This window comes from Veronia pacifica (genome assembly GCF_001707825.1).
In the GTDB taxonomy this organism is placed as follows: Bacteria; Pseudomonadota; Gammaproteobacteria; order Enterobacterales; family Vibrionaceae; genus Veronia; species Veronia pacifica.
On record NZ_LYBM01000001.1, the window covers coordinates 235,951 to 261,727 of the forward strand.

The 25,777-nt window shown below is 41.7% G+C and carries 21 protein-coding genes and 1 riboswitch; of the genes, 8 read left to right on the plus strand and 13 right to left on the minus strand.

From position 1 onward, the window contains the following. Window positions 1–136: 136 nt before the first annotated feature. Window positions 137–712, plus strand: a complete 576-nt coding sequence (locus A8L45_RS01055; RefSeq protein WP_068898315.1) for a glutathione S-transferase family protein — start codon at window positions 137–139, stop codon at window positions 710–712. 111 nt (window positions 713–823) lie between these two features. Here the strand turns inward: A8L45_RS01055 and A8L45_RS01060 are convergent, their stop codons facing one another. Then, complete coding sequence (locus tag A8L45_RS01060; RefSeq protein ID WP_175401865.1) at window positions 824–2,032, minus strand: amino acid deaminase; 1,209 nt, start codon at window positions 2,030–2,032, stop codon at window positions 824–826. 273 nt (window positions 2,033–2,305) lie between these two features. After that, complete coding sequence (locus A8L45_RS01065) at window positions 2,306–2,791, minus strand: DM13 domain-containing protein (protein WP_068898319.1); 486 nt, start codon at window positions 2,789–2,791, stop codon at window positions 2,306–2,308. Window positions 2,792–3,085: 294 nt separating this feature from the next. On the opposite strand from A8L45_RS01065, the gene A8L45_RS01070 reads away from it, so the two are divergent. Both A8L45_RS01070 and A8L45_RS01075 read left to right on the plus strand, forming a co-directional pair. Continuing rightward, window positions 3,086–3,463: a RidA family protein gene (locus tag A8L45_RS01070; protein ID WP_068898322.1), complete on the plus strand. Its 378-nt coding sequence runs from the start codon at window positions 3,086–3,088 to the stop codon at window positions 3,461–3,463. A gap of 182 nt (window positions 3,464–3,645) precedes the next feature. Further along, a complete protein-coding gene (locus A8L45_RS01075; RefSeq protein ID WP_068898324.1) occupies window positions 3,646–5,244 on the plus strand; it encodes a hypothetical protein in 1,599 nt (532 codons plus the stop codon). Window positions 5,245–5,416: 172 nt separating this feature from the next. Here the strand turns inward: A8L45_RS01075 and A8L45_RS01080 are convergent, their stop codons facing one another. The 7 genes from A8L45_RS01080 to A8L45_RS01110 all read right to left on the minus strand — a co-directional run bounded on the left by A8L45_RS01080 (window position 5,417) and on the right by A8L45_RS01110 (window position 16,129). Beyond that, window positions 5,417–5,950, minus strand: coding sequence for a hypothetical protein (locus A8L45_RS01080; RefSeq protein WP_068898326.1), 534 nt, complete (start codon window positions 5,948–5,950; stop codon window positions 5,417–5,419). A 196-nt stretch (window positions 5,951–6,146) separates the two neighbouring features. After that, window positions 6,147–7,622, minus strand: coding sequence for an alkaline phosphatase (locus tag A8L45_RS01085; RefSeq protein WP_068898328.1), 1,476 nt, complete (start codon window positions 7,620–7,622; stop codon window positions 6,147–6,149). A gap of 271 nt (window positions 7,623–7,893) precedes the next feature. Then, window positions 7,894–9,606, minus strand: a complete 1,713-nt coding sequence (locus A8L45_RS01090) for a pentapeptide repeat-containing protein (protein WP_068898331.1) — start codon at window positions 9,604–9,606, stop codon at window positions 7,894–7,896. Window positions 9,607–10,138: 532 nt separating this feature from the next. Next, the gene (locus A8L45_RS01095; protein WP_068898333.1) at window positions 10,139–11,725 is read right to left on the minus strand and encodes a S1 family serine peptidase; all 1,587 of its coding nucleotides are present in this window, start codon (window positions 11,723–11,725) and stop codon (window positions 10,139–10,141) included. A 620-nt stretch (window positions 11,726–12,345) separates the two neighbouring features. After that, a complete protein-coding gene (locus tag A8L45_RS01100) occupies window positions 12,346–12,723 on the minus strand; it encodes a DOPA 4,5-dioxygenase family protein (protein ID WP_068898336.1) in 378 nt (125 codons plus the stop codon). A gap of 183 nt (window positions 12,724–12,906) precedes the next feature. After that, window positions 12,907–14,886, minus strand: coding sequence for an EAL domain-containing protein (locus A8L45_RS01105; RefSeq protein ID WP_068898338.1), 1,980 nt, complete (start codon window positions 14,884–14,886; stop codon window positions 12,907–12,909). Between the two features lie 685 nt (window positions 14,887–15,571). Continuing rightward, window positions 15,572–16,129 (minus strand): TMEM165/GDT1 family protein, encoded by a 558-nt coding sequence (locus A8L45_RS01110; protein WP_068898493.1) that lies wholly within the window; start codon window positions 16,127–16,129, stop codon window positions 15,572–15,574. A gap of 88 nt (window positions 16,130–16,217) precedes the next feature. Further along, window positions 16,218–16,319: riboswitch (yybP-ykoY riboswitch) on the minus strand. Between the two features lie 235 nt (window positions 16,320–16,554). On the opposite strand from A8L45_RS01110, the gene A8L45_RS01115 reads away from it, so the two are divergent. Continuing rightward, a complete protein-coding gene (locus A8L45_RS01115; RefSeq protein ID WP_068898494.1) occupies window positions 16,555–18,033 on the plus strand; it encodes a cobyric acid synthase in 1,479 nt (492 codons plus the stop codon). A gap of 1,050 nt (window positions 18,034–19,083) precedes the next feature. Then, window positions 19,084–19,806 (plus strand): arsenical resistance protein ArsH, encoded by a 723-nt coding sequence (gene arsH, locus A8L45_RS01120; protein ID WP_068898341.1) that lies wholly within the window; start codon window positions 19,084–19,086, stop codon window positions 19,804–19,806. Window positions 19,807–20,196: 390 nt separating this feature from the next. Here the strand turns inward: arsH and A8L45_RS24110 are convergent, their stop codons facing one another. The 3 genes from A8L45_RS24110 to A8L45_RS24330 all read right to left on the minus strand — a co-directional run bounded on the left by A8L45_RS24110 (window position 20,197) and on the right by A8L45_RS24330 (window position 21,634). After that, window positions 20,197–20,382 (minus strand): hypothetical protein, encoded by a 186-nt coding sequence (locus tag A8L45_RS24110; protein WP_139122268.1) that lies wholly within the window; start codon window positions 20,380–20,382, stop codon window positions 20,197–20,199. Window positions 20,383–20,801: 419 nt separating this feature from the next. Beyond that, on the minus strand, window positions 20,802–21,434 hold the full coding sequence (locus tag A8L45_RS01125) for a flavin reductase family protein (protein WP_068898343.1): 633 nt from the start codon (window positions 21,432–21,434) through the stop codon (window positions 20,802–20,804). Between the two features lie 59 nt (window positions 21,435–21,493). Continuing rightward, a complete protein-coding gene (locus tag A8L45_RS24330; RefSeq protein ID WP_175401866.1) occupies window positions 21,494–21,634 on the minus strand; it encodes a hypothetical protein in 141 nt (46 codons plus the stop codon). A 154-nt stretch (window positions 21,635–21,788) separates the two neighbouring features. Here A8L45_RS24330 and A8L45_RS01130 point away from each other — a divergent pair, with 154 nt between their 5' ends. Then, a complete protein-coding gene (locus A8L45_RS01130; RefSeq protein ID WP_245680625.1) occupies window positions 21,789–22,511 on the plus strand; it encodes an AzlC family ABC transporter permease in 723 nt (240 codons plus the stop codon). Further along, window positions 22,511–22,813, plus strand: a complete 303-nt coding sequence (locus A8L45_RS01135; RefSeq protein WP_068898345.1) for an AzlD domain-containing protein — start codon at window positions 22,511–22,513, stop codon at window positions 22,811–22,813. Before A8L45_RS01130 ends, A8L45_RS01135 begins: the two co-directional genes overlap by 1 nt. A 215-nt stretch (window positions 22,814–23,028) precedes the next feature. On the opposite strand, the gene A8L45_RS01140 is transcribed toward A8L45_RS01135, so the two are convergent. Continuing rightward, the gene (locus A8L45_RS01140; protein WP_245680617.1) at window positions 23,029–23,568 is read right to left on the minus strand and encodes a YybH family protein; all 540 of its coding nucleotides are present in this window, start codon (window positions 23,566–23,568) and stop codon (window positions 23,029–23,031) included. A gap of 391 nt (window positions 23,569–23,959) precedes the next feature. Here A8L45_RS01140 and A8L45_RS01145 point away from each other — a divergent pair, with 391 nt between their 5' ends. Next, on the plus strand, window positions 23,960–25,723 hold the full coding sequence (locus A8L45_RS01145) for a diguanylate cyclase (RefSeq protein ID WP_068898348.1): 1,764 nt from the start codon (window positions 23,960–23,962) through the stop codon (window positions 25,721–25,723). The last annotated feature ends 54 nt before the right edge of the window (window positions 25,724–25,777 follow it).

Sequence of the window (25,777 nt, forward strand, 5' to 3'; positions counted from 1 at the left end):
TCGTTTCGTCACTTCACCAGTGATATGAGTCGCTCATTTGCGTTGCTCTCATTTCGCTTTGATAGATGTATTTGACCAGAGTGTCATTAAGAGTTGAATATAGTCATCTTTCCGCAAATGATAATTCGGAGAAGCAATGCTAACTTTATTCGGCTCGCACCCGTCACCCTATGTAAGACGCATACGTATCTTACTGGCAGAAAGAGATTTCGAATTTATACCTTTAAATATTTTTGGGTCTGAAGATAGGGCAGTATTGACGAAAATTAATCCCACCTTGAAGATTCCCATGCTAGATGATGACGGTCAGATAATTTTCGATTCTAGTGTCATCTATCGATACCTATCAGAAAAATATACCTATCCAGTTCTCGATTGGCAGCAGGAGAACCTGCTAACGTGTATCAATACGGTCAACGATACGATGGTGCAAGTGATGACTATGAAGCGTTCAGGCTTTAAAACTGGCGATGATAAGTTTGTCTTCAATCTTCAAAGAGAACGGGCGGGGGTGCTCTTTAACTACCTTGATGACCAGGCTGCTCGGGGCCAATTTTCGGAATGGGACTTTCCGTCAATTGCTCTTTACTGTTTGCTGGATTGGGTCAATTTTCGTTCGCTTCATGATTGGTCTGAACATACTAACTTATGTCGTTTTTTCCAGCAGCATGAGCATCGGGCTGCGGTCTTGGATACCATCCCCCACGACTGAATGCATCCCATTTTACCCAATGGTGCAACATCTAGTGTGGCTACGGACAGGCCTACTGTGAGGTTGCGCTAGTGTCTACCCACGTTGGGCGTATTGCTAAAACTACGTCATTTAAAACTTTGTTTTGATGGTGTCCAGCAGATTGAATGAGTAATCAACAAGGTGTATTTGTCGCCATTTGTCCATCGTTAAGCAAGGATGGCTTTGACTAAATGCGACAATGTCTCCCGGCAACACATTACTGTTAGTCGGTATATCAATCATTAAATGTTGATCCATAATGCCAGTGACCTGCCATTTGAACATCTCAGTTTTCTGGCCAACTTGATTGCGGTAATGACGTATCGGTTTCGGATATCCAGCGTCAAACGCGATGTCCCGTTTACCGATATTCACTATAATTTTTCCCGGCTCAGGCACCGAACAGATATACGCCCAAACCTCAAGGCAGTTGAGTAGCTGGCCGGGAACAGAACCAGCTATGTCATCTCTCTCTATCACTTTATCCTGCGCTTGCTGATAAATACCCTCGTCATGAGTGATATAACAACCGGGTCTGAGAACAGGAAAAATGTTGTCAGGCAGAATGGCGTGACTAATAATGTCCGCGACGACATCGTACCATGCAGAGCCTGCTCCGGTGAGAAAGACCTCGTCAGTATCAAAGGCAGACTGATGAAGGAGTAGGAGAGTGGTGTCTACTGCCCGCTCAATAAAGCGTGATACTTCATTAACTGGATTCTCTCCCTTAATCACACCCTCGTAGAATTCAATGCCTTTCAGGCGAACCGCGTGATGCTTTGAGATCTCAGTAACAAGTTGTTGGACCTGCTCGTCACTTCTGCAGCCGCATCGACCGCCTTCTGTACCCAACTCAATTAATACATCTATCTGTTGATCAGCCGCTGAGAAAAAATCGGCCAATTGCTTCACGTTGTCTATTGAGTCGACAACACAGCAAAACTGAACGTCTTCATCAGAGAGTAGCTGAGAGATGATACGCATGTTTGCCTGACCGACTAGTTGGTTAGCCATCAGCAAGTTTTTGGCACCTGTCTGGTACGCATTATAAATCTGTATCGGTGTTGCCAGGGTCAAACCCCATGCTCCCATTTCACGCTGACGGGTAAAAATATAAGGCGACATAGTCGTTTTAGCATGAGGGGCAAAACGAACATTACGTTTGTCGCAGAACGTCTGCATCCAAGCAAGGTTGCGTTCGAGAAGATCAGAGAAAATGACGGCAGCAGGGAGACTGATATCTTCTTTCAATAGATTAGCTTTACGCCCTTCTTGAACAAAGTTGTGTCCTTTTTCCATGTGGATTTCCTTGCTGTGTATGTTGAGTCCAGCCCTTACAAGCATTGGTTTTTATAATGCCTGACATAGTTCAGCAAAAATATGTTAACTGCAACTGTGTTATTCATCAGAAAGGTTCGATCGATGGACTCGTCGGTCGATATGCCGACCGACATGACCCGCCATATGCTTTGTACATAAAACGATAGTGCAGTGAGCTCAGTGCTTTATATTGGGTGTACGTCAGCCATTCAAAATGACCTCATCTTGCCTGCAACCGTAAGAGAAGGTTCTTCATTGGTACGGGGTATATTGTGCAGATGTGATAAATTCTCCGAATGTTTCACACCAAACAATGACGGTATTAAATTTTGACGGATCGATAGTGTCTGGTAGGTCGACAATAAAGTTATCGAAGGTTTTAATGTTCCCTGCGCGTAACATGTCTGTTTTTAGGCGGTTGAAATCCTCTTCTGTTTCAATGAACTGGGGAGAGAAATACAGATAATAATCAGGACCGGGCGCCAGTTCGCCGGAGAAAACCACTTGTGTATCAGTGATGGATACATCTCCTTCTCCCCAATGGAAATTATCGCTGTCAATGCGGTCACGTTCGAATTTACCTGAGTACTCAGTGGCTGCGGAAGCCGCTTCGATTGCTTCACCATCCGGAGCGGGTGGTGCGATGAGAATAGGTAATGCGTAAATTCCCAGAGCAAATCCGACAATAAGCATCGCTGAGTGACTCACAGTCAATATCGCAATTGTTGTCTTTTTCATTTTGTTCTCCGCGTAAACCTTTTCTTCACTATACCCATGCATGAAAAAAAGAGTCGGTGTGAAACCTTATCGATGAGATAGATAAATCACAGTTTGCGAAGATACCTCTGAAAAATATAAGCGCAGGTTCACGTGATATCTTTTTTGTGTGAGGAATGACGCCAACTAATCAATTTCACAGCTTGCGATGTGCTTCTCGCTCAAACACATTTTTAGCAAATACAACTGAAAAACAGTGATAATGCAACGACGGCTGTTAGTTTTGAAATACCTTACGCATTTGGAGATACTTTTATGACCAGAAAGCTCATTTCAAGTGGTTCAGAGTTTGAAGCTTTGATTGGCTACTCCCGTGCTGTCGTTGATGATAACTGGGTCTTTGTATCCGGTACAACGGGCTACGACTATAACACGATGACAATCAGTGATGATGTCACTGCTCAGGCTGAACAATGTATGGTTAATATCCAACAAGCGCTTGAGCAGGCAAACTGCAATATGACAGATATTGTACGTGTCACTTATATACTGCCTGACAGAGACAACTTTGAAGCTTGTTGGCCTGTACTTGCCAAATGGCTGGGCGATATTCGACCTGCAGCGACCATGTACGAAGCACGATTAATGAACGATGAAATGAAAATTGAAATTGAGGTGACGGCAAAGAAATAAGTTTCAAGTTATTCTGTCGGAATATACTGTAAAAACTCAATAATCCAATCGAGTTTGATGTGATTCACATATAGTAAAACACATTTGACCTTACACATGATGTAAACGATTACCAACGTTGCCGTCTAAAACATAAAAAGCTAGTTTGTGCAAAAAACAATCTAAAAATAATGGGTTAGGTTATGCATAAATCTTATGTTTTATGGGCTTTAATAAGCCTTACAGCCTGTGGTGGCAGCGAGTCACCCGTTTCTGACATTCCCAAAAAATCTATCGTACAACTCAATCCTAATTATCGAGTCGAGCTGGGTGACAGCACTTTTTATCCTTCCTTAACTGAGCAAACCAGCCAGGTTTATGTTCCTGTTAATCAGTCGGCTTCTTTTTGGTTAAGAGGCTTGTCCGATGACATCATCGCCAGTCACACTTGGTCCCTGAAGAAGCAATCTGATAGCGGATCTACTACAGATGTGGGAGTGACAAAACTTGGGGGAAAACAGTATGAGTTTTTACCCAGCTCGCCAGGCCAGTATGTGCTGGAGTCTTGCGTGGACAAGCGAAACTATAATCCCACCTTGCCCGATGGTTTTTTTCATTGTCTATACATTAATATTCATGCAGTTAATCCAGAACAAATAGATGTCGTGACCGATAAAAATACGGCGATTGATATTCCTGCGAGCAAATTTATTGATGATGATGGCATGCGTTTTATTGATGTCGAGCAACCAAAGCGGGGTGTCCTACTTGTTGACAAAGCAAGACAAACGTTAACGTATCGACCCTTCAAGGATTTCGATTATCTTATGGATGATATGCCCGCTGAGGTGCAGAACATCAATGTCACTCTCACCAATGGTACTCAAACAGTCATAAAGACACTCCGTTTAACCGTTTCTGGAACGGCGTCGTCTCCTGCATGCCATGAGGGGAATAGCCGCAGAATCGAGCCGGGTGCATGGGGTGACGAGCCAACAATCATTGAACCTGATGAATGTATTGAGATGGATGCCAGTAATTACTCACCATCAGGTCGGTGGGATACTATTCGCTCTTTCAATGACATCACTCTCTTTGAGGCACTGCTGGGTATCGATGCCGATAGCCAGATAATCCGTTTCAAATATCCGTTTTATGGTCATTTTTGGTTGTCTTGGTGTGAAGGGCCGAATCAGTGTGAGAGCGATCTTTGGCAAGTTAAAACCAATCTAGAAAGAAGCAGCATTATTGAGGCACCAAAACTTGAGAGAATGGCCCCAGAGGTGGCAGAAGTGGGTACAGTGTTTGCTGCTAGTGCTAACGTCTCTGATGGTAATGATAGCGAACTTTTTTATCACTGGACGATCACTGACATCTCCACCAATAGTGTTGTTTTGGGCAATATGATAACGGATAGCGCTCAGCTGGATATTGCCTTGCCCTCTAAGACAAGCGATTTAAAAATATCGGTAAAGGCGCAAGGTGCATCGCGCATTGTCGATGACTACTACGGTAACGACTCGATCAGTTTCCCTGAGCGACAATATTTACATGTGCGAGGAGATAGAGATGACGCGCCTGAAGTAGTGGTAAAACTTAACGGAAAAACCTACAAAGGAAGTGATCACAAGGGAGAGATTGTTTACTTTTTAGATGCTGAACCGGGTGATTCGTTGAGTTTTGATGGACTGAATCAATATTTAGTTCTGCTTCGCCCTTTAATCATGTTGCGTATTACTCTTATGTTCGTGGCTCATCACCCACAAAAATTGTGCGAAATGGCACCTTTAATCACACCTTAATAGATAACGCCTATCAGGCGGTCATAGTGTGTGCTCATAACGACTATCTCTGGACTGGAGTAGATGGAAGTTGTATTGAGTTTTACCTCCGCTAGCCAATCTGAAGAGGGCTTAAAAGCCCTCTTTTTTTATGAGCTTGATATAGCGTTGCCTTCATTTCAATATTTTCTATTTAACAGTTTATAGATGCCATATAAAAATCAGAGACGGTTTGTTTCTCAAACCTGAACGGGGTTTGCTCTTCCGGGCTGCCGTTCAGTTTCATGGATTCACCAAACTCGACACTTAGCGTTTGAATTGAGTCAAAATTTGTAGGATAAAAAATATTGATAAAGGCACTGTAGTATTCGCTCCCCCTTCTGGGCTGGCGTTTATCGACAGTAAAATGCTCTGGCTCTTGCGGTTTTCCATTCACTAAAATGACAACCTTGCTGGCATTGAGTGAGATAATATCCTTTTCTGATTGAACATATACATGCACATAAAACGAATGTTCGTTACTATTATTGGGTTTAACTTCCAAATAATAATCTTTTGTTTTACGCGACAAGGTATCCAGTTTTGTTTTTTGATAGCCACAACCTTGTGAGCGACTCAATGTGCCGTCGTCTGGATTAGGTGCCAAATAGGTTCGGGAAGAGGGATATACAACACATCCTGACAGTAATATTGCCAATCCTACAACTGTGAAAAAGCGGGTAAGCATGACTTGCTCAGGATTCTGTTTTTCTGATAGTTATAACGATAAACGGAACGGGCAATTTGTAAAAGTAAACAGCGGGGTGTGACGAAAGGAAAGGCACTTCGTGAGATAAAGTGCCTTCTAACGTTTGTCGAATTTAGCTTTTTTCAGTACGCGTTTATACGATCATTGTCAGTGAAGGTAATACATACTGTCTGGACTAGTTAGTCAGCCCCGCAGCATCATTGATGACATGGTAAATATAACTTTGCTCGACGGTGCCCTGAAACAGCCAAGCCTGAGGCCCCTGAGCAAAAATAGTTACGTCCTCCCCTGAATGTGTTTCTGAGCTCAAACGAACCAATGCCTGCTGTTTGTAGTCCATAGCGGTAACATCATCGTCGTTAGGATTAGCTCGCACACTGTTTTCTGCACCAGGACCGTTACCGTAAACAAGCGTGGTGTACTTTTTGCCATCCTTGTCTTCGTTATATTTACCCTTCGCTTTTGACAGCCCAAGAATTGGGTTACCACGTTGAGAGTACCCATTCATGATAAGCGTATGAGCATGATCCGCCGTGACAATAATCAGCGTGTCTTCTGGATTAGTTTTTTTCAGTGCAACGTCGATGGCTTTGTCGAACGCCAGCGTGTCTTCCAGAGCTCTTGCAGCATTCCCGCCATGGTGAGCATGATCAATACGTCCTGCCTCTACCATCATTAGGTATCCATCTTTGTCTTTCTTAAGAATATCAATGGCTTTTTCTGTCATCTCAGCGAGTGACGGCTCGTTATTCGCTTCTTTTCGGTCCGCTTCGAACTGCATATGACTATTTTCGAATAGGCCAAAAACACGTTCCGCCGCTGCAGCGTTAATGGTGTCGAAACCTTTGCGGTCATAAACGAATTGACCGTTGGGATAGCGTGTTTCCCATTCGGAAATCAGGTTACGGCCATCCTTACGTTTACCTTTTTTCCCTTCAGTTTCAGGATCCGCCATTTCAGCAGGAATGAACTCACGACGTCCACCGCCAAACGCCACCTGAAAACCATCTCCGTGGTCGAATTCAACAAACTGGCGGGCAATATCTACACACCCTTGGATCCTATTGACGTTACTGATTTTACCGTCGTTTTCCCAGCCCCTGTCCGGGCTATGCGCGTAGGCGGTTGCGGGTGTTGCATGGGTCAAGCGGGCGGTTGATATCACACCCAGTGCTTTACCTTTTTCTGCCGCCATCTGGAATATTGTTTTGGTTTTATTTCCATCGACAGTACTACAGAAGCCACGTTTTACATTGTCATTAATATTCAGGACACCGGCTTTCGTTTTGACACCTGAGACCATCGCAGTTGCTGTTCCTGCTGAGTCGGGTGTTTGCATATCTGTGTTATATGTTTTCGCTAGCGCAACATGCGGCAGAGCCTCCATCATCAGGCTGTTCTCCTCGCCCGGATTACCCTGCATTTGGCCTGCATAGATTCGTGCCGCAGTCATGGTGCCAACACTCATGCCGTCACCAACGAACAGGATAACGTTTTTGGCTTTCCCTACAATTGGCTTATTTGCTTTTGCTTTTTTAATTGCATTCTGGCCTTGAGAATACCAAGCATCTGACTGTTGTGGCGGGGTTGCAATGGCCGAGTTGGAAATTAGTGCAGCGGTAATAGCAGAAAGAATAAATAAGGGCTTCACGGCTTTACTCCATAGGAATTAAATAAGACGTGGCTAATATTCTAGTGACAGTGTTGCGAGTTTCTTACATCTCATATTAAAGTGCTGAAAAAGTGCGCTTTGGCGTAAAAGTTGAGAGTATGTTCATAACTCTGGCTCCATACTCTATGTAATAACTGATTGCCCCACGTAGCCAGTGGATTCATGACATCAGATAACGATACTCACGTATCTTGATATGTTAACAGCGGCGATATCGATTAAAGCGAGCAGGTTGTATGTTTCCATACGTTTAATCTTTAAATCCGTTTCGAATGCCTATCAAAGCAGAGACAGCACAAACGATGCAGAAAAATTGGCAAATGATTCGGACTGAGGTGGGCAGTGGCGTTAACACTGTGGTCAGTGAATGACTGGTTATACTATCTTGGTTATTTAAAGAGCCGATGTTCGGTAAATATGGGAACAGCTCATGTATCGCAAAACTCAGGCTTGCTAACCAATCGTGTTGAGTAAGTAACAAGAGCTCTTTTGCTGATGCGACAAGGTCTTTTTGGTTAAGACTTTGTGGAGAAAAATCTGATACCGAAAAGACAGTATGTAGCAGTATCAACACTAAAATGATGAAGAGAGGTCGACAAACGTATTGGCCGTAACCGCTGATGAAACTGACCAGTATGTCGAGAACTGATTCTAACCTTGTTAACGTGTGCCAGCGCTGTGCTCTGCGTTGTAGCTTCCATAATTTTTTTGATAATCGGGTATTCCCACTCTTTTCAACCAGTCGTCTGAGTATGCGTAGTTTTTCACTGTCGTTCGGTCGCAGTGCCTTTGTGAATATTCCTTTCCTCTGTATGAGGAGATCTACATTCAGCATGGGCACACAGACTTGGGTGGGTAATAGCGACTCTGTGAAGTCAGGAATCATTGAAGATGAGCCTGAGATAGAAAAAGAGAGACTGTCGCGAAAAGCGGTATGGCGGAAACTCAACTTTTGAACATTCTCATCAATGATGATGTCTCTTAGGTCAACAAAATGATTCATTATCGAATCCTCAAACTCAAAGATTTCTGCCCCAATTAAAATGCTATTAAATCGAATGGGCGACTGATCCAAGTACATTTTGTTGAATTCGCATGTTTCGCAGCGAAATTTAGCACTGGTAAAGTTCACTCTGCATATTTCAAAGCGTGCAGCGAAAAAAGAAACATCGTTACAGTGAAAATGAGCGCCAGAAAAATCGACATCGCCACATTTAAAAAACACGTGTTCGAAGTTAACATTTCTGTCTCCAAACGAAGCATCTGAAAAATTAACGTCAGTATCACCAAAATGCGTTTCAGAGAAAGAGACGAGAGGGCCTTCAAATGATGCATCAATGAAATGCACATTGCCGCCGATAAAACGTGTGCCTTTAAATAGGGTATTTCCTTTACCGAAATGGGTACCTGAAAAATTAATATCGCCGGTATTAAAAACAGAATCTGAGAAGCTAACATTTCCGCCTGCAAAACGAGAATTCGAAAAGTTGATATCCCCATCACTAAATGTGACATGTCTGAAACTCAAATTTCCTTTTCCGAATTCGGTTTGAGAAAAGTCGGCATTAATATGACCAAAAGCGGCCATATCGAAAACAATTTCAGTATCTCCGCAATGCACATTGTTGAAATTGAACTGTCCTGCTTCAAATTCTGATGAGAGAAACGACAACTTTCCCAATCCGAACATTGCACCAGTAAAATCGACCTGACAATGGCCAAATTTAGCTCTGTCGAAGTTAGTTTCTCCATCACCAAATATTGTTTTTTTGAACGAGATAAGACCGTTAGGGAAGTGATAGCCCGTAAAGTTGATATGTTGATAAGAGGACAAATCAGTAGATTCAAAGCTGATGTCAGCTTCGGGGTGCTCTCCAACCCAGCGATTCCATGCATCCCTGCCTTGTTGCCACAAAGTTACTGCTGCCTTCCCCTTCAGGATGACTTTCATCTGATCAGTCACGGCTAACTCATTATTTAGATTTATTTACCTGTCACCTTATCTGTAAATGCCTTCTTTTGTTGTCTGAATTGCAATACATTTCAATGGGTATGGAAAATTATCATCTTCGGTAAATCGATCGCGATGGATGTGTATTTATACTCCTTCGTGAGTGCGGAAAAACGTTTAGCATTGTTGCTACTTACCCTGAGATATTCGTCGAATTTTTTATACCATTTAAGTGGCAGATGAAAACGCAGGAGAGTGCTTTTCTTGATGAGGATGTATTGGATTTATTGTAGTGATCAGCGTCGGAGATAAAACAATCAATACCTGAATAAAGTAGCCATCGAAAGTCATGCATGTCCGCTAATTATATTGATTTTCATATACCCGTTTCTAAAATGCGCGTTGTCGTCGTCAGGTGATAAATGCAGGAAATATCTGGCTCTTTTTTACAAGTATCTGACAGACTTCAAGACAATTGAATCCCAGTCTATGACGCAGGCTGATAGGAGTCACTCAACCTGCGTCATAGGGTTATAAAATCACGTTAGCTGACATTACTCCGTCTTTTGCTACCAGCGAAAAGCAATAACAGAGCGAATGGGATGAGGGATATGGTGCCGGCAGAAATTTTTTGCACTTTCACTTCATCATTGTCTGAGGATGAGGGTACATACTCAAAGACAAATACTGTTGAGTCCGGGAAATTTTTCGCCTGATAGGTACCACCTGTGTCTTTTACCTCTCCCACCAGTGTCTGATTTTTCAGTAACCTTACCAAGGTCTGCTGGCTATTTGACTGTGCTTTGATCTCGAATTGAAATCTGCGCTCATTTAAGTCGGTGAACATGATAACGGACTTCTGCCCTTGCTCTATCGCTGCGGGAAAAACGTCTGTTCCATCTGTTTGCCATGGGTTCTGATTAACGTAAACTTTGACCGGTACCCGTGAATCCTCTCTTCCTCTGAGTTCCACCATATTGACGAGAGAATTGGACCCTTCAATCAGACCTTCATAACGAGTAGTCACGATGAAAGAGGGAAGCGCCACAGCGTCAGTCTGAATATCGATAGTCTTTGTCTGGTCACCTCCGACGACGTTAATCTTAACGCGAAGGTCACAGCTACTTCCAGGTGATAATGTCTTGTCTTCGCAGTTGTTTTCGAGCAATGTGATGTCGCTGGGAGTCGTGACGGAAGTGATTGAAAAAGAGAGATTTACGTTATTGCTGATCTTCAGTTCTTGTGTTGTTTGTCCTTCGGAGAGGTACTCAAGCTCTAACGCTTGGTCATTGTTGACATTTTCCCCTCCAATTATCGCTTCTATCTTATCCTTGAAGTCGCTCAAACGGTAATATGCAGTGTTTATAGCACAGGTGGTGCCAGTGTAAATTCCGATGAGCTTTCTGAGACCATTATTATCAACTATCAGCGGGCTTCCCCGGTCAAACAGGCAAGAGGCGCTGCTGTCTTCATCGTTTGTGGGTTTCGCACACACATAGGTTGACGGATTGAAGTAACCAGAACTGCAGTCCTCATCTCTCACCGTTGTAAATTCAGTGGTTCTAAATTTAATGACTGGTGGTATTTGGCCGATATCGAGTGAAGAGACTCTGGAAAACGCAGCTGTACCTGTGTTGGTCTCTTGGTCAAGTTCCAGAATGATGGGGGATGCGTCCGCATCTTTGGTCAATTCTATCAATACAATGTTATTGACTTGGGCATTGTCATCCGAATCTGCACCTTCACTAAAGAAATACCTCTTCTTTTCTTTAATTCGTTGGGTGCCTTGGTCCGAGCCAAATTTTGTGAATCCGACGATGGCGTCAACTTTACCGTCAGTGTCACTGCTGCTTAGGCAAATCCCGGGAATAACGACATAACGCTTGTGAATCAGCGCTCCGTAACACTTTAATTCATCGAGAACGACTGACTGTTCTGATCGAACGATAGCCACAACGAATGGCCACACGGCTTGTTGTTTTACAGTAGCTCTCGTTTCTGACAAATTTCTATTTTCGTTTGCCGATATCTCAGTTGAGAATAGTAATACAGCGACTGAAGACCATAAAAAGAGAAGAAGTGGCATTGGTCTGAATGTAGCAACACTGAATATTCTGGTGATGGTTCTCATATAAATGTGACTAACTTGTGATGATGCCGTATCCAAATTATTAACAACAACGGATATCACGAATGTTTTAATGTCGAGATTCAAATGATATGTTAACCATATGAATAATATAATTTTTAGCGTTTTAAACTGATTGATTTTTTAAGCTAAAAAATAGAGATCTAATTATTTATATAAAATTTTTTTCAATAAAAGTTCCATGGAATTTACATTTGAATTTTATTAGCTTTGAATATGTAAAGTGAGGGCGCAATTGATGTCTTAAATTAAGGGCATGTTCTTTTTAGGTGTTTTTACTACTTTAAAGGGCTAATGGATTAATAATTTAATTATTATAAAGGTTTAACCATTGATAGCTGCAGAATCACATGGGTTTCAAGAAAGTGATTTGCAAGTCTCCAGGTGGATATGACTAGTAATATGGTCTTTATTGTTTTTGAGAGGTAAAACGCTTTTGTTATTTACCGGCCATGTTTTTGTGACGATTAATAACAATGAACAAATCTGATGAGCAATTTGCTAGTCAGAGAAAAGTGGATGGTATTAACTCTTCAGATCAATTTTCAAACAAACCAGCATGTTCAATCGCATTGCCGCACTTCACACTCAATCAGCGGATCTCAAGTCATTTTTGGGCTTGCTGTAAACGCCGAGAGGTCAAGCTCCACAGACTCCCCTAACCAGTAGGCGTTGTCAGTATGATCAAGGTAGTCATCGCCTGTGACACCATGAATGAGAATACTCAAATGCTTTCTTTGTAGCTCCAGCCAGTTCACCACTGTGTCAAAATTATTTTTTTGAAAGAGTATTTGATAACTCCACATAGTATGCGGCCCAACCTTTTTCCGGTGAAAACGTCCAATCTCTACTCCAAGTTGATGATGGATACTTTCACGAAGTTGTTGTGCAAACGCTGCGCTTGATGAGTCGAAATAGACATGAGCGTGGTAGTGGTGATGAAGGTTTTGGGGATATTGTCTATTTTCATTCAGTTGCATATTTATCTGTTTATACTAGCTGTGTTGTTAATGTCTGAGATCAAAACACTAACGTAAAGCGGATGGTTTTTCAGCTTTAGGTGCTTATTCTTACCCCTGAATGCGACCTTCCATCAATAAACTAATATTCGACCATTCTTCTTATCGGACAGAAGATAGCGAATTGCTATCCGTAGTGCCTCATTACAGCTCACATTTTTCCGACACTTCAGCAGGCAGAGGATAAGCACCAGGACTTAACAATGCGGAGAAGCATTCCTGGCGTAGAGGCCGGGACAAGTAATACCCTTGTAAGTAACGATAACCCTGACTTTGAAGAGAAGTATATTGATTTTCCGTTTCTACCCCTTCAGCGATAACGGCCATATTAAGTGCTTTGGCAAGCGCAAGCGTGGCTGCAATAATTGTTCTGTTACTTTCTGAATCTGTACCTGTGAAGCTCTTGTCCAGCTTAACCACATGAAAAGGTAAATTGTGAAGCACCGACAAGGATGAATAACCTGTACCAAAGTCATCTAGGTAAAGTTTGACACCAAGCTTGGCAATATCTTCCAGCCAATATCTTAAATCTTGGTTGTTCAGGACATTACAAGATTCTGTTAATTCAAGAGCTATGTTAGCTGCTGACACACCGTATTTTTTCAGCATTTGACTTAAATCATTACTAAATCCGGCATGCAGCTGAATTGGCGAGATATTTATGCTTATTGTGAAGGTGTGATCCAGTTTCTCCTGCCACTGAGAGACTTGTTTTAGTGCTTGTTTGAGCACCCACTTTCCAATATTTACAATCTGTCCCGTTTCCTCTGCTACCGGAACAAACTCTGAAGGTGCTACCTGACCAAGCTCCTCATCATGCCACCGGAGCAGTGCCTCAGCACCACGGATACGGTTCTCACAGACATCATATATAGGTTGATAAGCAAGGGTAAACTTATTCAGCTCGACAGCTCTAGACAACCTTTGTCGTATATGAACTTTCCGAGACTGCTCTTCCATTAAATGAGGTGTAAAAAGGTGATACCTATTTCTTCCATTGAGCTTCGACTGATGCATGGCAAGGCCAGCTTGTTTCAATAGTGAATCGGTATCTTTTGCATTGTGAGGAAAAGAGCTACAACCAGCACTGACACTGATGCAAATGTCACCAAGATTCTTTAGCTGCAATGGCAGTTGCATTTTCTTTAACACTTGCCCCAACTTTAAATGGATACTGGCACTGTTTTGTGCAGGGACAAGTGCAAGAAACTCATCACCGCCAAAACGTCCGATTTTGCATGGTTCTTTGAGGATTTCAGAGAGTTTATCTGCTGTTTTACTCAACAGTTGGTCGCCAACATGGTGACCATAGATATCATTAACTTGTTTAAACTTATCAACGTCAATAAAGACGAGATGAAATGGCTTTTCTTGTACTACCGCTTCATCAATAACTTCTAGCATGCCGCGTCGATTAAAAAGACCGGTGAGCTCGTCGTGGGTTGCCTGAAAACTGGCTTTATGAAACATTTGCTTCTGTTCACTGATATCTGTCAACGATACCAGAAGCTGAGCCTTGTCTTGCAGCCACTTGGCGGATGCCTTAAAACAGTGATAACTCCCATCAAGCTCGGGTTCAATTTCAGCATCGAATTCTTGCTCTATCTGCGCTCTTCGTATCCAATTATCAGCGACAGCTTGACAGCAAACCAGATCAGCGAGTTCAGTCACTGGTCGATAAAAGCACGTTTTGAAATAGTCATTGCAGCTAATCAAGACCCCGTACTTATCAAACAGAAGAGACAGATTTGAGCCTATAGTAATGGCTAGATCACGACGAAGACTGTATTCGTTAGACAGCACTTCAACCAGCATTGTCTGTCGGCCATCTGAAAGTTTAAAGCCGGAGAACACACAGAGCTTTCTTTTAAGCTTTTGTTTGGGCGTGAACGTCCACCAGGTTCGAATATTTTCACCCTTTTCGAACTTAGCCCTATAGCTTTCAAGCGTCGCTTCCACAGCCTCAGACATGCCACTTTTCAGGTCTCTTGCCGCCAGCTCAGCAAGCGAGGTCGCTTCCCATAGTTCTACAGCCGAGCTGTTTGCCCAAATGATTGATTTTTTCTCAAAGTCAAAAATCCAAATTGGATTTGATAGCTGGTTTAGCACGTTGTATTCATTCATGATCGGTCCACTGCCTGACACCCGGCAAAGGTTTGAATCAAAGGTTGTTTTAAATTAGCTCACGGAATGTAGATTTGTACTAAGAATCAGGCATTTTTACTTTTAGAAAAAGACAATGAGCAAAAATCTTTCGAGTAGTGGGGATAATAAAGAGTAATTCATAAAAACTAAACACTTTTGTGTGTCTGTTTAAGCGAAGTGACTAAAACATCTTCTGTTAGTGGTATTAAATACGTTGATTTGCTGAATTAATATTCATTTTAATAAAATTAAACTCATTTAAATTAATAACTTAATATCAACATGTTTAATTTTCTGATAACTTTGTGTGTCTTTAAGTTATACGAAGAAATTCTTATCTTAACTCTCTCGTTACTCATTCTTCGTACCCTTTATTATAGAGATTCAAGTTTATTAACATAATATGACAAAGCCTGAAAAATAAGACATACACTGTTACCAAACGGTTTTAATGTTGTTATTTTACCAGGCCTCAGATAGATGTTGCAGACAGGGTATCAGTCGTGGTGTAAATCAAAGGGAGAGCGTGTAAATAATCATAGTAAGCGGAACGCTCTCTAACATGTCAGCTCACCATGACTGATACCAAGGCGTATTTACGGTATTTCTGTGTTGAATCAGTAATGTGTCGCTTCTATCGGCTCTGTGGGTGAAAGAGGTGTCGTTAGGGGTTAAATGCAGCCATCAATGCCATTGATAGGAAAAACACGGATGCTGTACGTCGAATAATCTTGAGTGGTAGCGCTTTTGCGCAGAATTGGCCTGCGACAATGACAGGAACGGTGACTAACAGCATACCAATAGTCGTGCCTATAATGACGGTAAATAAAGACTGACTGAATTGGGCACCTAGTACAGTTGTTGCCACCTGAGTTTTATCACCGATTTCAGCGATAAAAAATGCAATAAAACTGGAGAAAAAAGGACTGGCTATCGACAAACGGCTATTTTCCTCAAAACGATCGGGGATGATGATCCAGCTTGCCATCACAATAAAACTGGCCACTAACAGCCATCGTAGAGTGTCTGCTGATAGATATTCGGCTATTGCAACGCCTATCCATGCCGCAATAGCATGATTTATAAGGGTTGCCAGTGAAATGGCCAGAATAATGGGTATGGGTTTGCGGAACCGACTGGCCAATATAAATGATAATATCTGGCTCTTATCGCCTATTTCGGCGAGGGCTATTGATGATAATGATAATGCTAACACGCTCACAGTGTACTCTTCAGGGCGAGGTTTTATAGATACCAAAGGCAATCCACATGCCCCGCCCGGTTCATGCTGTTTTGCCATTGGTCTCGCCAAACTCATACGAATGTGAGTCATGATTGCCACGAAGATTAAGCTTCAATTATGTTGACAATCATCTCTGTTAACAGAGAGGCTACTCCCCAAAGGAATGTTTAGTATAGCCATGTCCTATACGTTTTATCAACAGACACTTATTGGGGTTTTAAGAGCTTACAAGTGTTATGGTTTCTATGTGCTCGGTGCGCTCAACGACAGTAAAATTCGCTGGCTGAACGTTTGATTTCAGTGTGAGTGAGCTTATCGATTACCCTGTCGCGCAGAATATTTTTAATATGTCAAAACCACTGTTTTTGGGTTTTTTGACGACAAGAAGAAAATGGAAAAACAGAATGACAACCACCCTTATGGTTCAAGGCACCACGTCTGATGCCGGGAAGAGCACCTTAGTCGCAGGGCTATGTCGAGTGTTTGCAAGGCGAGGCTATCGCATTGCCCCCTTTAAACCGCAGAATATGGCATTAAATAGCGCTGTGACTCCCGAGGGCGGCGAGATTGGACGAGCTCAGGCTTTGCAGGCTACTGCGGCAGGCGTGCCGCCGCACACAGATTTTAATCCCATTCTTTTGAAACCCAACAGTGATACTGGGGCGCAGGTGATCATTCATGGTCGGGCGATCAGTAACATGGAAGCGGCGGTATATCATGATTACAAAAAAGTGGCGATGGAAGCGGTGCTCAGTTCCCACCGACGATTAAATGAAAGCTACGATTGCGTTATGGTTGAGGGAGCGGGGAGCCCAGCGGAAATCAATCTTCGCGAAAACGATATAGCAAATATGGGCTTTGCAACAGAGATAAAATGCCCGGTGATCATCATTGCGGATATCGACAAAGGGGGCGTTTTTGCTCACTTGATCGGCACTTTAATGTTGTTAAGTGAAGACGAGCAGGAGCTTGTGAAGGGGTTTGTTATTAATCGCTTCCGTGGTGACATAGGACTCCTGCAATCTGGTCTTGACTGGTTGGAGAAAAAAACGGGTAAACCTGTTTTGGGCGTATTGCCTTATCTTCACAACTTGTATCTTGACGCAGAGGACGCGGTGGCTGCTGAAAATATTGTCAGCAAACCAACGCTTAAAGTTGCTGTATTGTTGCTCCCACATATCAGTAACCACACAGATTTTGATGCTCTCAGGCTGAATCCAAGTGTTGACCTTTGCTACGTGAGACACACTCAACGAATAAGCAATGTTGACCTTATTGCCATTCCCGGCAGTAAAAATGTGATTAGTGATCTTAATTTTTTATACAGTGAATGCTGGGATCAGGACATTCAGCGCCATGTTCGTTACGGCGGTAAGTTGATAGGGATATGTGGTGGTTTTCAAATGCTTGGAGAATACATTTATGATCCTTTGCATATCGAGTCGACAGAAAAGGAAATGAAAGGTTTAGGCCTTGCTGAGTTTTCAACAGAGCTGACAGAAAGTAAAACACTAAATCATGTTTGTGGCTTTTCGAAAATGCTGAATTCGACAGTCACGGGCTACGAAATTCATTGCGGTCGCAGTTATGGCAGTGCATTAAGAAAATCATTTGTCGATTTTGAGGGGCACCCCGACGGAGTTCTGTCGGATGGTTTTATATCTGAAGATGATCAGATTATTGGAACCTATTTCCATGGGTTATTTGACGATCCTTCTGCGTCGCAGGCATTACTTTTATGGGCGAGTAACGGGCGTCTAGATACGCCTGCTATTGATATTGATATAAAAAGGGAGCAGCAAATTGATTTTCTCGCTGACGCCTGTGAGCAACATTTAAATATCAGAAAAATTGAGTCAATGATGGGTCTGATAACAGAATGATCATTTTAATTTATTACTATCAGTACCTAGTTTCACATATTGATAATAAGTGATTTGGATATTATTTATTTACCGTTTCAATGCATACGTATGCTGTTAGATATAGGTTATATACCTATAAGTCATTGACTGGTAGAATAAGAAAGAAAAGAGATGACGCAATAGTCCATAATCATATCAAACATTATGTTTTTAGGTTTTTTGGGAGTGTATATTTTTGCAAGCTATTGAAAATTTGATATTTTATTTAATTTGTACCTTATATTAAAGAAGCTGTTATATATTTTTTGAGTATGGTTTTTTAAGTGATTTTAGAACTTTTTGATTTTTCTTAGTACGGAGGACTCTCTAAATTAGTTATTTCATATGAAATTAATTAATATGAAATAAGATTTTTATTTTTATCTTAACTGTTTTTAAAATTTATATTTTAATGGGGGGAGTGAATTACTACTTCTTCAAACTAGTACAAAGATAGATATATATTATAGTCAGAAAAAAAACAGAGCTGATAAGGCTCTGTTTACGCTAAAAAAAAGTCAACCCAGCGTAAAGGAAAAATTCAGGCCAGACTTACTGATAACTAAGAATGTTCTTTAGGTCAAATTAATTATTCATATTCAACTAGTCAAAGACAGGAATTGAGTAGAATTCGCAGTTTTAGTTTTTATGTTTCTTAAAAAAATAATAAGTTATATTAATAAACGCCATTATATATCTAGATCAATATAGTATCAATATTGATTGTTTATTTTTCACATTATCAAGCGTAATGTTTAAAAAATGATATGCTATTTATTTGCTATATGACTTAGTTTTATACTCATGGCGAGTCGAAAAATTAGTCATTAATCATATTCCGTTTTCGATTATATATCTTAAGGTATTTATTTAATAATATCTAATTTAGTTAATATTTATGTTATGAGGTTGATTGACTATAACGAATAGACAATTTAGTATATATGGAAAATCATATATACTGTTAAGTTGAGGTCGTACTAGAAAGTGAAATGGCCTATGATGTTGTGTTTTAGTTGAGTAAATTCAATGAGTAAAAAAAATATTGACGACCTCTTAAATATTGAGGAAGAGTCGTTTAGTCTACCATCAAAAAGCAGTCTTTCTCTTTCTGAAACTGGGCACCCTCCTCGAATATTACTGATGTATGGCTCGTTGAGAGAACGCTCATTTAGTCGCTTACTCGTTGAGGAGTCCGCACGTCTTTTGACTGCGATGGGTGCCGAAGTGCGAATTTTCAATCCTGAGGGGCTGCCACTACCGGATTCTTGCGAGCCCTCTCACCCAAAGGTCAGTGAGCTACGTGAGCTGGTCATGTGGTCAGAAGGTCAGGTTTGGTGTTCTCCCGAAAAGCATGGTTCTATGACAGGGATCATGAAAAGCCAGATAGACTGGATTCCATTGAGCCTTGGCGCAGTCCGCCCAACACAAGGAAAAACATTGGCTGTTATGCAGGTGTGTGGCGGATCGCAGTCATTCAATGTCGTCAACCAACTCAGGGTATTGGGACGTTGGATGAGAATGTTCACTATCCCTAATCAGTCGTCTGTCGCAAAAGCGTTCTTGGAGTTTGATGAGAACGACCGTATGAAGCCTTCATCTTATTACAACCGGGTGGTGGATGTGATGGAAGAACTTATCAAGTTCACGCTATTGCTGAGAGATAATCAGGATTATCTGGTTGATCGTTATTCAGAACGGGTTGAAAGTGCTGAGGCACTCTCCAAACGTGTAAATCAACGCAGTATCTAATGAAAGAGGGTAGTCTATAAAATGGCTGCCTTTGTTAACATGTTATGCCTTAAATGGCGGGCAAAAGCCGGCTGAAAAAGATGACGATACTTGTTGAATACGTAGGCAAGAAATCGTTCTGTATCTTGCCTTGCGTCGCCAGTTCCTATTTTTAAAGTCGTATTCGTGTTTAGAGCGAAACGGTCTCTTTTCTAACGCATTAAGTCGTGGGTTCTAGCGCGAAGACAAGCCTGGCAGTTCGAGATGTTGAACTATTCGTTGTAACATCTCTTGGAGATAGTTTCTGAGTGCCTTGATTCCAACAATTATCTCTTCAGGAATATGCTTTAGCCCTTCTTCGATTTTCAAACAGATGTTAATGCTGTTCTCTAAAATTCATAAATGTGCGTATCACATAAGCTCTCCACCTTTAACTTTCTGAATGACAACAGCAACACCGTCGACCTCAGTCATTCGATAAATACCGAGAAAGCCAGTGTTTTTCGCATTGATAGCGGCTAGATTTTGCAACCAGTGTCTAATCACAGGCGCACTTCCTGACATAATAGTATCAAGATCGCTGGGCAACGAAGTCAATCCTCCCGCTTTAAGGAGCTCAATCTAGAGACAGAGTGAAGAAGAACAGGCATCAATGGTGTATAGACTGGAACAATTTGAGCATAGCGACTGCCCTGTCGTAAGCGGTGAACTCCATCTTGGTTAGGTTCAAAGCTCAAGGTAGGGTATCAGCTAAACAAGGTGTGATATGACAATGTCAGATGCCTGAATAAATATGTTTTAGAAAATGTCCGGGTGAATTTGCACCGGAAGGCTATCATCTCTAACCGTATATTATCTTCTCTCTGTTATGGCTGGTTGTGAAAAGCAATATGTGCGGTGGATTTTCGCTGGTGGGAACATGCCGAAGCAGATTGGCAGACAATCGGTTCGGCGTTTGTCTGCCTTATATCGGATGCCACTTATAACCAAGCGACCTGTCGAATGTGTTGTTCTTTTTATCCTATCTCATCTGGTTTGACGTCAGGTTTGGCGTAACTTAGACGACCTAGGCGATGGCTCCGGTGGTAAGCATCCAGGCTAGAGACGGCGACCGTTTCCAATAATTCTATGTCAATAAAACCATCTTCTTGTACCGCTAGAGGCTCTACGATGACATCTGTTATCTCGCCGATTATCATGACTGTTTTGTTAATTTCCAGTGTTTGTGTTTCCGCTAATTTGAGAGCAAACTTTAACCTGCTTTCCTTAACAAATGGTGCGTGCGTACCCTCTATATATTGCTCATGTAATCCGACGGCCTCAAACTCAGATTGTTCTTTTGGGTATCTTGCTGACGTTTGGTGAGCCTGTTTCCATATATCTGCTGACACATGATTTATTGTGTAACTGCCCGTGGCCAAAATATTCTCGAGCGTATCGCGTGTGACTGTATGTGGCCTGACGATCATGCCAATCAATGGCGGGTTTGCGCCGATGTGAAAAACAGAACTTACGATAGCCAGATTAGTATTACCGTTGGTATCAGCAGTACCGATTAAGTTAGCACTTTTAAAACCGGATAGGCTGTTGATAAATTTAGCTCTAAATCGATCGTCACTTGCGTCAATTGCAGTGCGGCTCCAATGCATGAGTATTCTTCCTTATTAAGCCAATTGCTGACAGTTTACTGAGATCACGGATATTTGGATCACTTGATGATAGCTGAAACCTCTACACGATTACTTGCCCACTGCTGAATATCTTTATATTCAATGTTGCTGAAAACATAAACATAGGGTTTTTGAGATTCAAAATCGAGTGAAGATTTGTTATCGCTCTCAGTTTTCATTGTGTCGTCTGTCTCGCCTACACTGCGGCAGTTAGGCTGGCAACACCAATAGTTACTTTGTATAGGTCATAATACCTCTTGTCTCCTTTTTCCTCTCAGTTGAGCACACCTGATTTTGTCAGGAAAAAGTGCAAAAAATGGAGTTTGCAGTTTGATTAATGAACGTAAAGAAAAAAGATTGGTATCTGAGTCTGATGTGACAAACTGGCATCACTTTCGACGTGGTGCATTAGATGTATTCCCTCTTTGCCTTGCTGTTATGCCGTGGGGGCTACTCGCAGGCTCATTTGCAATTGAGTCTGGTTTGGAGCCCTTGCAGGCTCAGGCTATGTCTGCTGTGGTCTTTGCTGGAGCAGCGCAACTTGCAGCAACAGGGCTAATGAAAGCGGATGCAAGCTTTTGGGTACTGATGCTGACAACACTAATCATTACGTCGCGCCACCTTTTGTACAGCCTATCAATGCGTGACAGAATAAGCCCGCTCCCTCTCCGTTGGCGACTTGGCCTTGGTTTTTTACTTACCGATGAATTATTCGCGGTCACCGCCCATCAAACACCCACAATGTTCAATCGTTGGTATGCACTCGGTGTAGGTTTATGGTTTTACCTTTGTTGGAATGTTGCCAGTTTCGTCGGAATTGTAGCTGGAGAGCTAATTCCTGATCTTGACAACATTGGTCTGGAGTTTGCGATTGCGGCAACGTTTATTGCTATTGTCGTTCCCACCATAAAAAATATGCCAGTGTTGATGACAGTACTGACCGCTATGACCTTATCTGTTTTCTTTGAATTGATTCATTTGGAAGGCGGTATGATGGTGGCTAGCCTGGTTGCAATGGCCGTAGGCTTTTTCTGTCACCAGGTGAGGGTGAAGTGATGATTTGGCTATCTATCTTTGCAATGACACTGGTGATATTTTTTAGTCGATATCTATTTTTGTCTCCCGGACTTCCACTAAAAATCTCAGACAGACTCAGGGACTTCCTTTCTTTCTCTGCACCGGCGGTATTAACTGCATTATGCGCGCCAATTATCTTTCTACAAGGTGGCGAATTACGCTTAGATATTAATAACCCTTATCTATCTGCTGCTATTGTTGCTGTGTTACTTGCCTATTTCAGTCGCAAGATGCTGCTCACTGTCATCGTCAGCTTTTTGGTGTTTTTCTTGCTCAAATAAAAAGCCGGAGCAACAGCTCCAGCTTTTTTAAACTATTTTCAGACGACTATTTCAGTTTTCTCGGCTGCTCTTTTTGATAAATATTTGATGAATTATGCTAAGCGATACTAATCTGTAACCATAGCTTTAAAGATTCTTCGTTAATAAACATGCTGAGTGCAGAACTTTACTAGCCGAAATTTAGTGTTATTGCGCATGACTCTTCTGCTGTCTGATTATTTCGCACCAACAATTTCGAAGTCATCGACACGCAACTTTGCTGAGCCGTCTTCTTGTAATATCCATAGCTCTTTAGTAATGATGCCGTAAGCATTATTCATTTCCCATGATGCAGAGACGACAGCAGCCTCTTTACTCACCACTTCAAGTTTTGTATTCATGTATTTAACATCTTTAAAACCCTGACTGATGATATTTGTCCAGAATGCCTGAATTGATTTTTTACCAATGAATATACCGAACGGCATCGCAGTCATGACTGAACCTTCTTCATATTGGTCAGCAGCCCCCCCGGCATCGCCACGGTTGAAAGCACTCTTCCATTCCTCGCTGGCTTTTAAGACAGCCTTGGTGACACGCTTTTTGTCTGCTTCATTTATTTGTAAACCTTGAGGTGCTTTATAATATTCAACAACATCCATAGGTAATTTGGGCTGTGGTTTTTTGTGCTCATGTGCAGTGGCCGAATGAGACGACATTAGCAATGTTGCTGTAATAACACCGCTAAGAAATGATTTTTTTATATTGATTTTCATAATTTTCCCTATCGTAGTTTAACTAATATACTCATCACCTAAAGATTCATCTCTTAAATGAGTGCTGTTGCTTACAGAGGTATGCCAGTAGTGAACACAATTACAATAACGCTATTGTCACTTCGAAATAAATATCAAACGGATGAAATCACTATTCAATAAAGTCAAATAATCAGATCTGATATTTTATTTATGGTTATGAATGATGATTATTAATAAGAATGCTTTTTGTTATGTGACTTCATGTGTAATGGAATTAAACGGTACAAAGTAATGTAAAGAGATAACCGTTTTACATTGATTGAATTTTTTTAGTTTTAATTAACAGCTAATTCATACAGATGACTATAATTATTTAATTGTTATAGATGAGACAATTAGGCAATGTTTTATGTTTGACAACATGAAAATAAAGTTAAAACTTCCGATTATACTCATATCTTTTGCACTGATTTCAGCCATTATCACTGGCGTAATAAGTTATACATACGCAGCGGATCAACTGACATTATCAGCAAAGGCGAAGTTAACGGCATTGCTTGAATCGCGCAAAGAGTCTCTCATTCACTACTTTGATATCATCAAGCAGGATCTAGCTTTTCACAGCAAGGCTCCGACGACACGAGATGCTACCATTGAATTTATTAATGGGTGGCGTGAAGAAGGAAGCGATAGTGAAACAATACTTCAAACCTTGTATACCAAGAATAATCCTTTTGCATCAGGACAAAAAGAGTCATTACTTGATGCGGAAGATGGATCTGCGTATAGCGTCGCTCATCGAAAGTATCACGGCTATTTTCGTAATTTAGCCGCAACACATGGTTATTACGATATTTTTTTGGTTGATACCTTGGGTAATATCATCTATTCAGTAAAAAAAGAAAGTGATTACGCCACTAATATCCTTACAGGGCAATGGAAAGACAGCCATATCGCCTATGCCTTTACCCAAATTAACCGAAACCCATCTGTGAATAATATCTACCTGACCGACTATTTCAGGTATGGACCAAGTAACAATGAGCCAGAGGCATTCTTTGCTGCACCTATTCATATAAATGGCGAGACCTACACCGGTGTATTGATTTTTCAGATGCCTATTGATGCTCTGAATAAGGTCATGCATGTTACTGCGGGTATGGGAGAGACGGGTGAAACGTTTTTAGTTGGCCCAGACAAGCTCATGCGAAGTGACTCACGTTTTTTTGGGGCAAAAAGTATACTCAGTACGGTTGTAGATACAGATTCGGTAAACAAGGCACTAAAAGGACTAACCGGTATACAGTTCGACAAAGATTATCGTGATGCTCATGTATTATCGGCATTTTCACCAATATCTTACATGGCACTAAACTGGGTCATCATTGCGGAGGTTGAGAAGAATGAAATACTTCATGCGTTGAATGAGCTCGCCATCATTCTTACTGCCGCCATGTTAATCGGTGTGCTGTTTATCTTCTTTTTTGGTTTTTACTTCGCGTCCAACATATCGAACCCCATCTCCAATATGACAAATATAATGGAGCGTTTAGCGGACAATGAACTTGATGTGAACATATCTGTCACGCAACGGGATGACGAGGTGGGGTCGATGGCTAAAGCCCTTGAGGTGTTCAAATCAAATGCAATTGAAAGAGACAAACTGCAAAAAGAGCTCACTCATATGGCTCATCATGACATGCTTACTGGGTTACCGACCCGTAAGCTCATCATGGATCGACTTCAGGATATCACCTCAGAGTCAGACAAAGACGAGCAGACTTTTGCAGTAATGTTTGCTGATCTGGATAACTTTAAAACAGTGAACGATACCCTCGGCCATCACATTGGTGACGAGGTAATAAAATCGGCTGCAAGGATCTTCAAAGAGTCGTTAAAAGAGAATGATTTCGTGGCACGCATTGGCGGTGACGAATTTATCCTTTTGGTGTCAAATGTCAGGGACACTGAGGCGGCGCTGGAAGTGGCGAACAAACTTGTGATTGCAATAAAAACAGGTTTGAGTGTCGTGTGCGCGACCATTCCGGTTACGCTTAGTCTTGGTGTCGCTATCTATCCAGAAGACGCAGATGACGTCACATCACTGATCCGTCATGCAGACGAAGCTATGTATAGAGCGAAAGAGGGCAGTAAAAATCGTTGTAGCCGATAGTGTAGGCGGGGCGCCTTACGTCGTTTTGTATGCTGATTAATTGAAGCGAAAGTT

Bases quoted from the DNA above. Each gene is read 5' to 3' on its own strand.
- A8L45_RS01055 (WP_068898315.1), top strand. From the start codon at position 137: ATGCTAACTTTATTCGGCTCGCACCCGTCACCCTATGTAAGACGCATA.
- A8L45_RS01060 (WP_175401865.1), bottom strand. From the start codon at position 2,032: ATGGAAAAAGGACACAACTTTGTTCAAGAAGGGCGTAAAGCTAATCTA.
- A8L45_RS01135 (WP_068898345.1), top strand. From the start codon at position 22,511: ATGATTTGGCTATCTATCTTTGCAATGACACTGGTGATATTTTTTAGT.
- A8L45_RS01075 (WP_068898324.1), top strand. From the start codon at position 3,646: ATGCATAAATCTTATGTTTTATGGGCTTTAATAAGCCTTACAGCCTGT.
- A8L45_RS01100 (WP_068898336.1), bottom strand. From the start codon at position 12,723: ATGCAACTGAATGAAAATAGACAATATCCCCAAAACCTTCATCACCAC.
- A8L45_RS01115 (WP_068898494.1), top strand. From the start codon at position 16,555: ATGACAACCACCCTTATGGTTCAAGGCACCACGTCTGATGCCGGGAAG.
- A8L45_RS01145 (WP_068898348.1), top strand. From the start codon at position 23,960: ATGTTTGACAACATGAAAATAAAGTTAAAACTTCCGATTATACTCATA.
- A8L45_RS01095 (WP_068898333.1), bottom strand. From the start codon at position 11,725: ATGAGAACCATCACCAGAATATTCAGTGTTGCTACATTCAGACCAATG.
- A8L45_RS01140 (WP_245680617.1), bottom strand. From the start codon at position 23,568: ATGAAAATCAATATAAAAAAATCATTTCTTAGCGGTGTTATTACAGCA.
- A8L45_RS01070 (WP_068898322.1), top strand. From the start codon at position 3,086: ATGACCAGAAAGCTCATTTCAAGTGGTTCAGAGTTTGAAGCTTTGATT.
- A8L45_RS01080 (WP_068898326.1), bottom strand. From the start codon at position 5,950: ATGCTTACCCGCTTTTTCACAGTTGTAGGATTGGCAATATTACTGTCA.
- A8L45_RS01105 (WP_068898338.1), bottom strand. From the start codon at position 14,886: ATGAATGAATACAACGTGCTAAACCAGCTATCAAATCCAATTTGGATT.
- A8L45_RS24330 (WP_175401866.1), bottom strand. From the start codon at position 21,634: ATGAAAACTGAGAGCGATAACAAATCTTCACTCGATTTTGAATCTCAA.
- arsH (WP_068898341.1), top strand. From the start codon at position 19,084: ATGAGTAAAAAAAATATTGACGACCTCTTAAATATTGAGGAAGAGTCG.
- A8L45_RS01125 (WP_068898343.1), bottom strand. From the start codon at position 21,434: ATGCATTGGAGCCGCACTGCAATTGACGCAAGTGACGATCGATTTAGA.
- A8L45_RS01065 (WP_068898319.1), bottom strand. From the start codon at position 2,791: ATGAAAAAGACAACAATTGCGATATTGACTGTGAGTCACTCAGCGATG.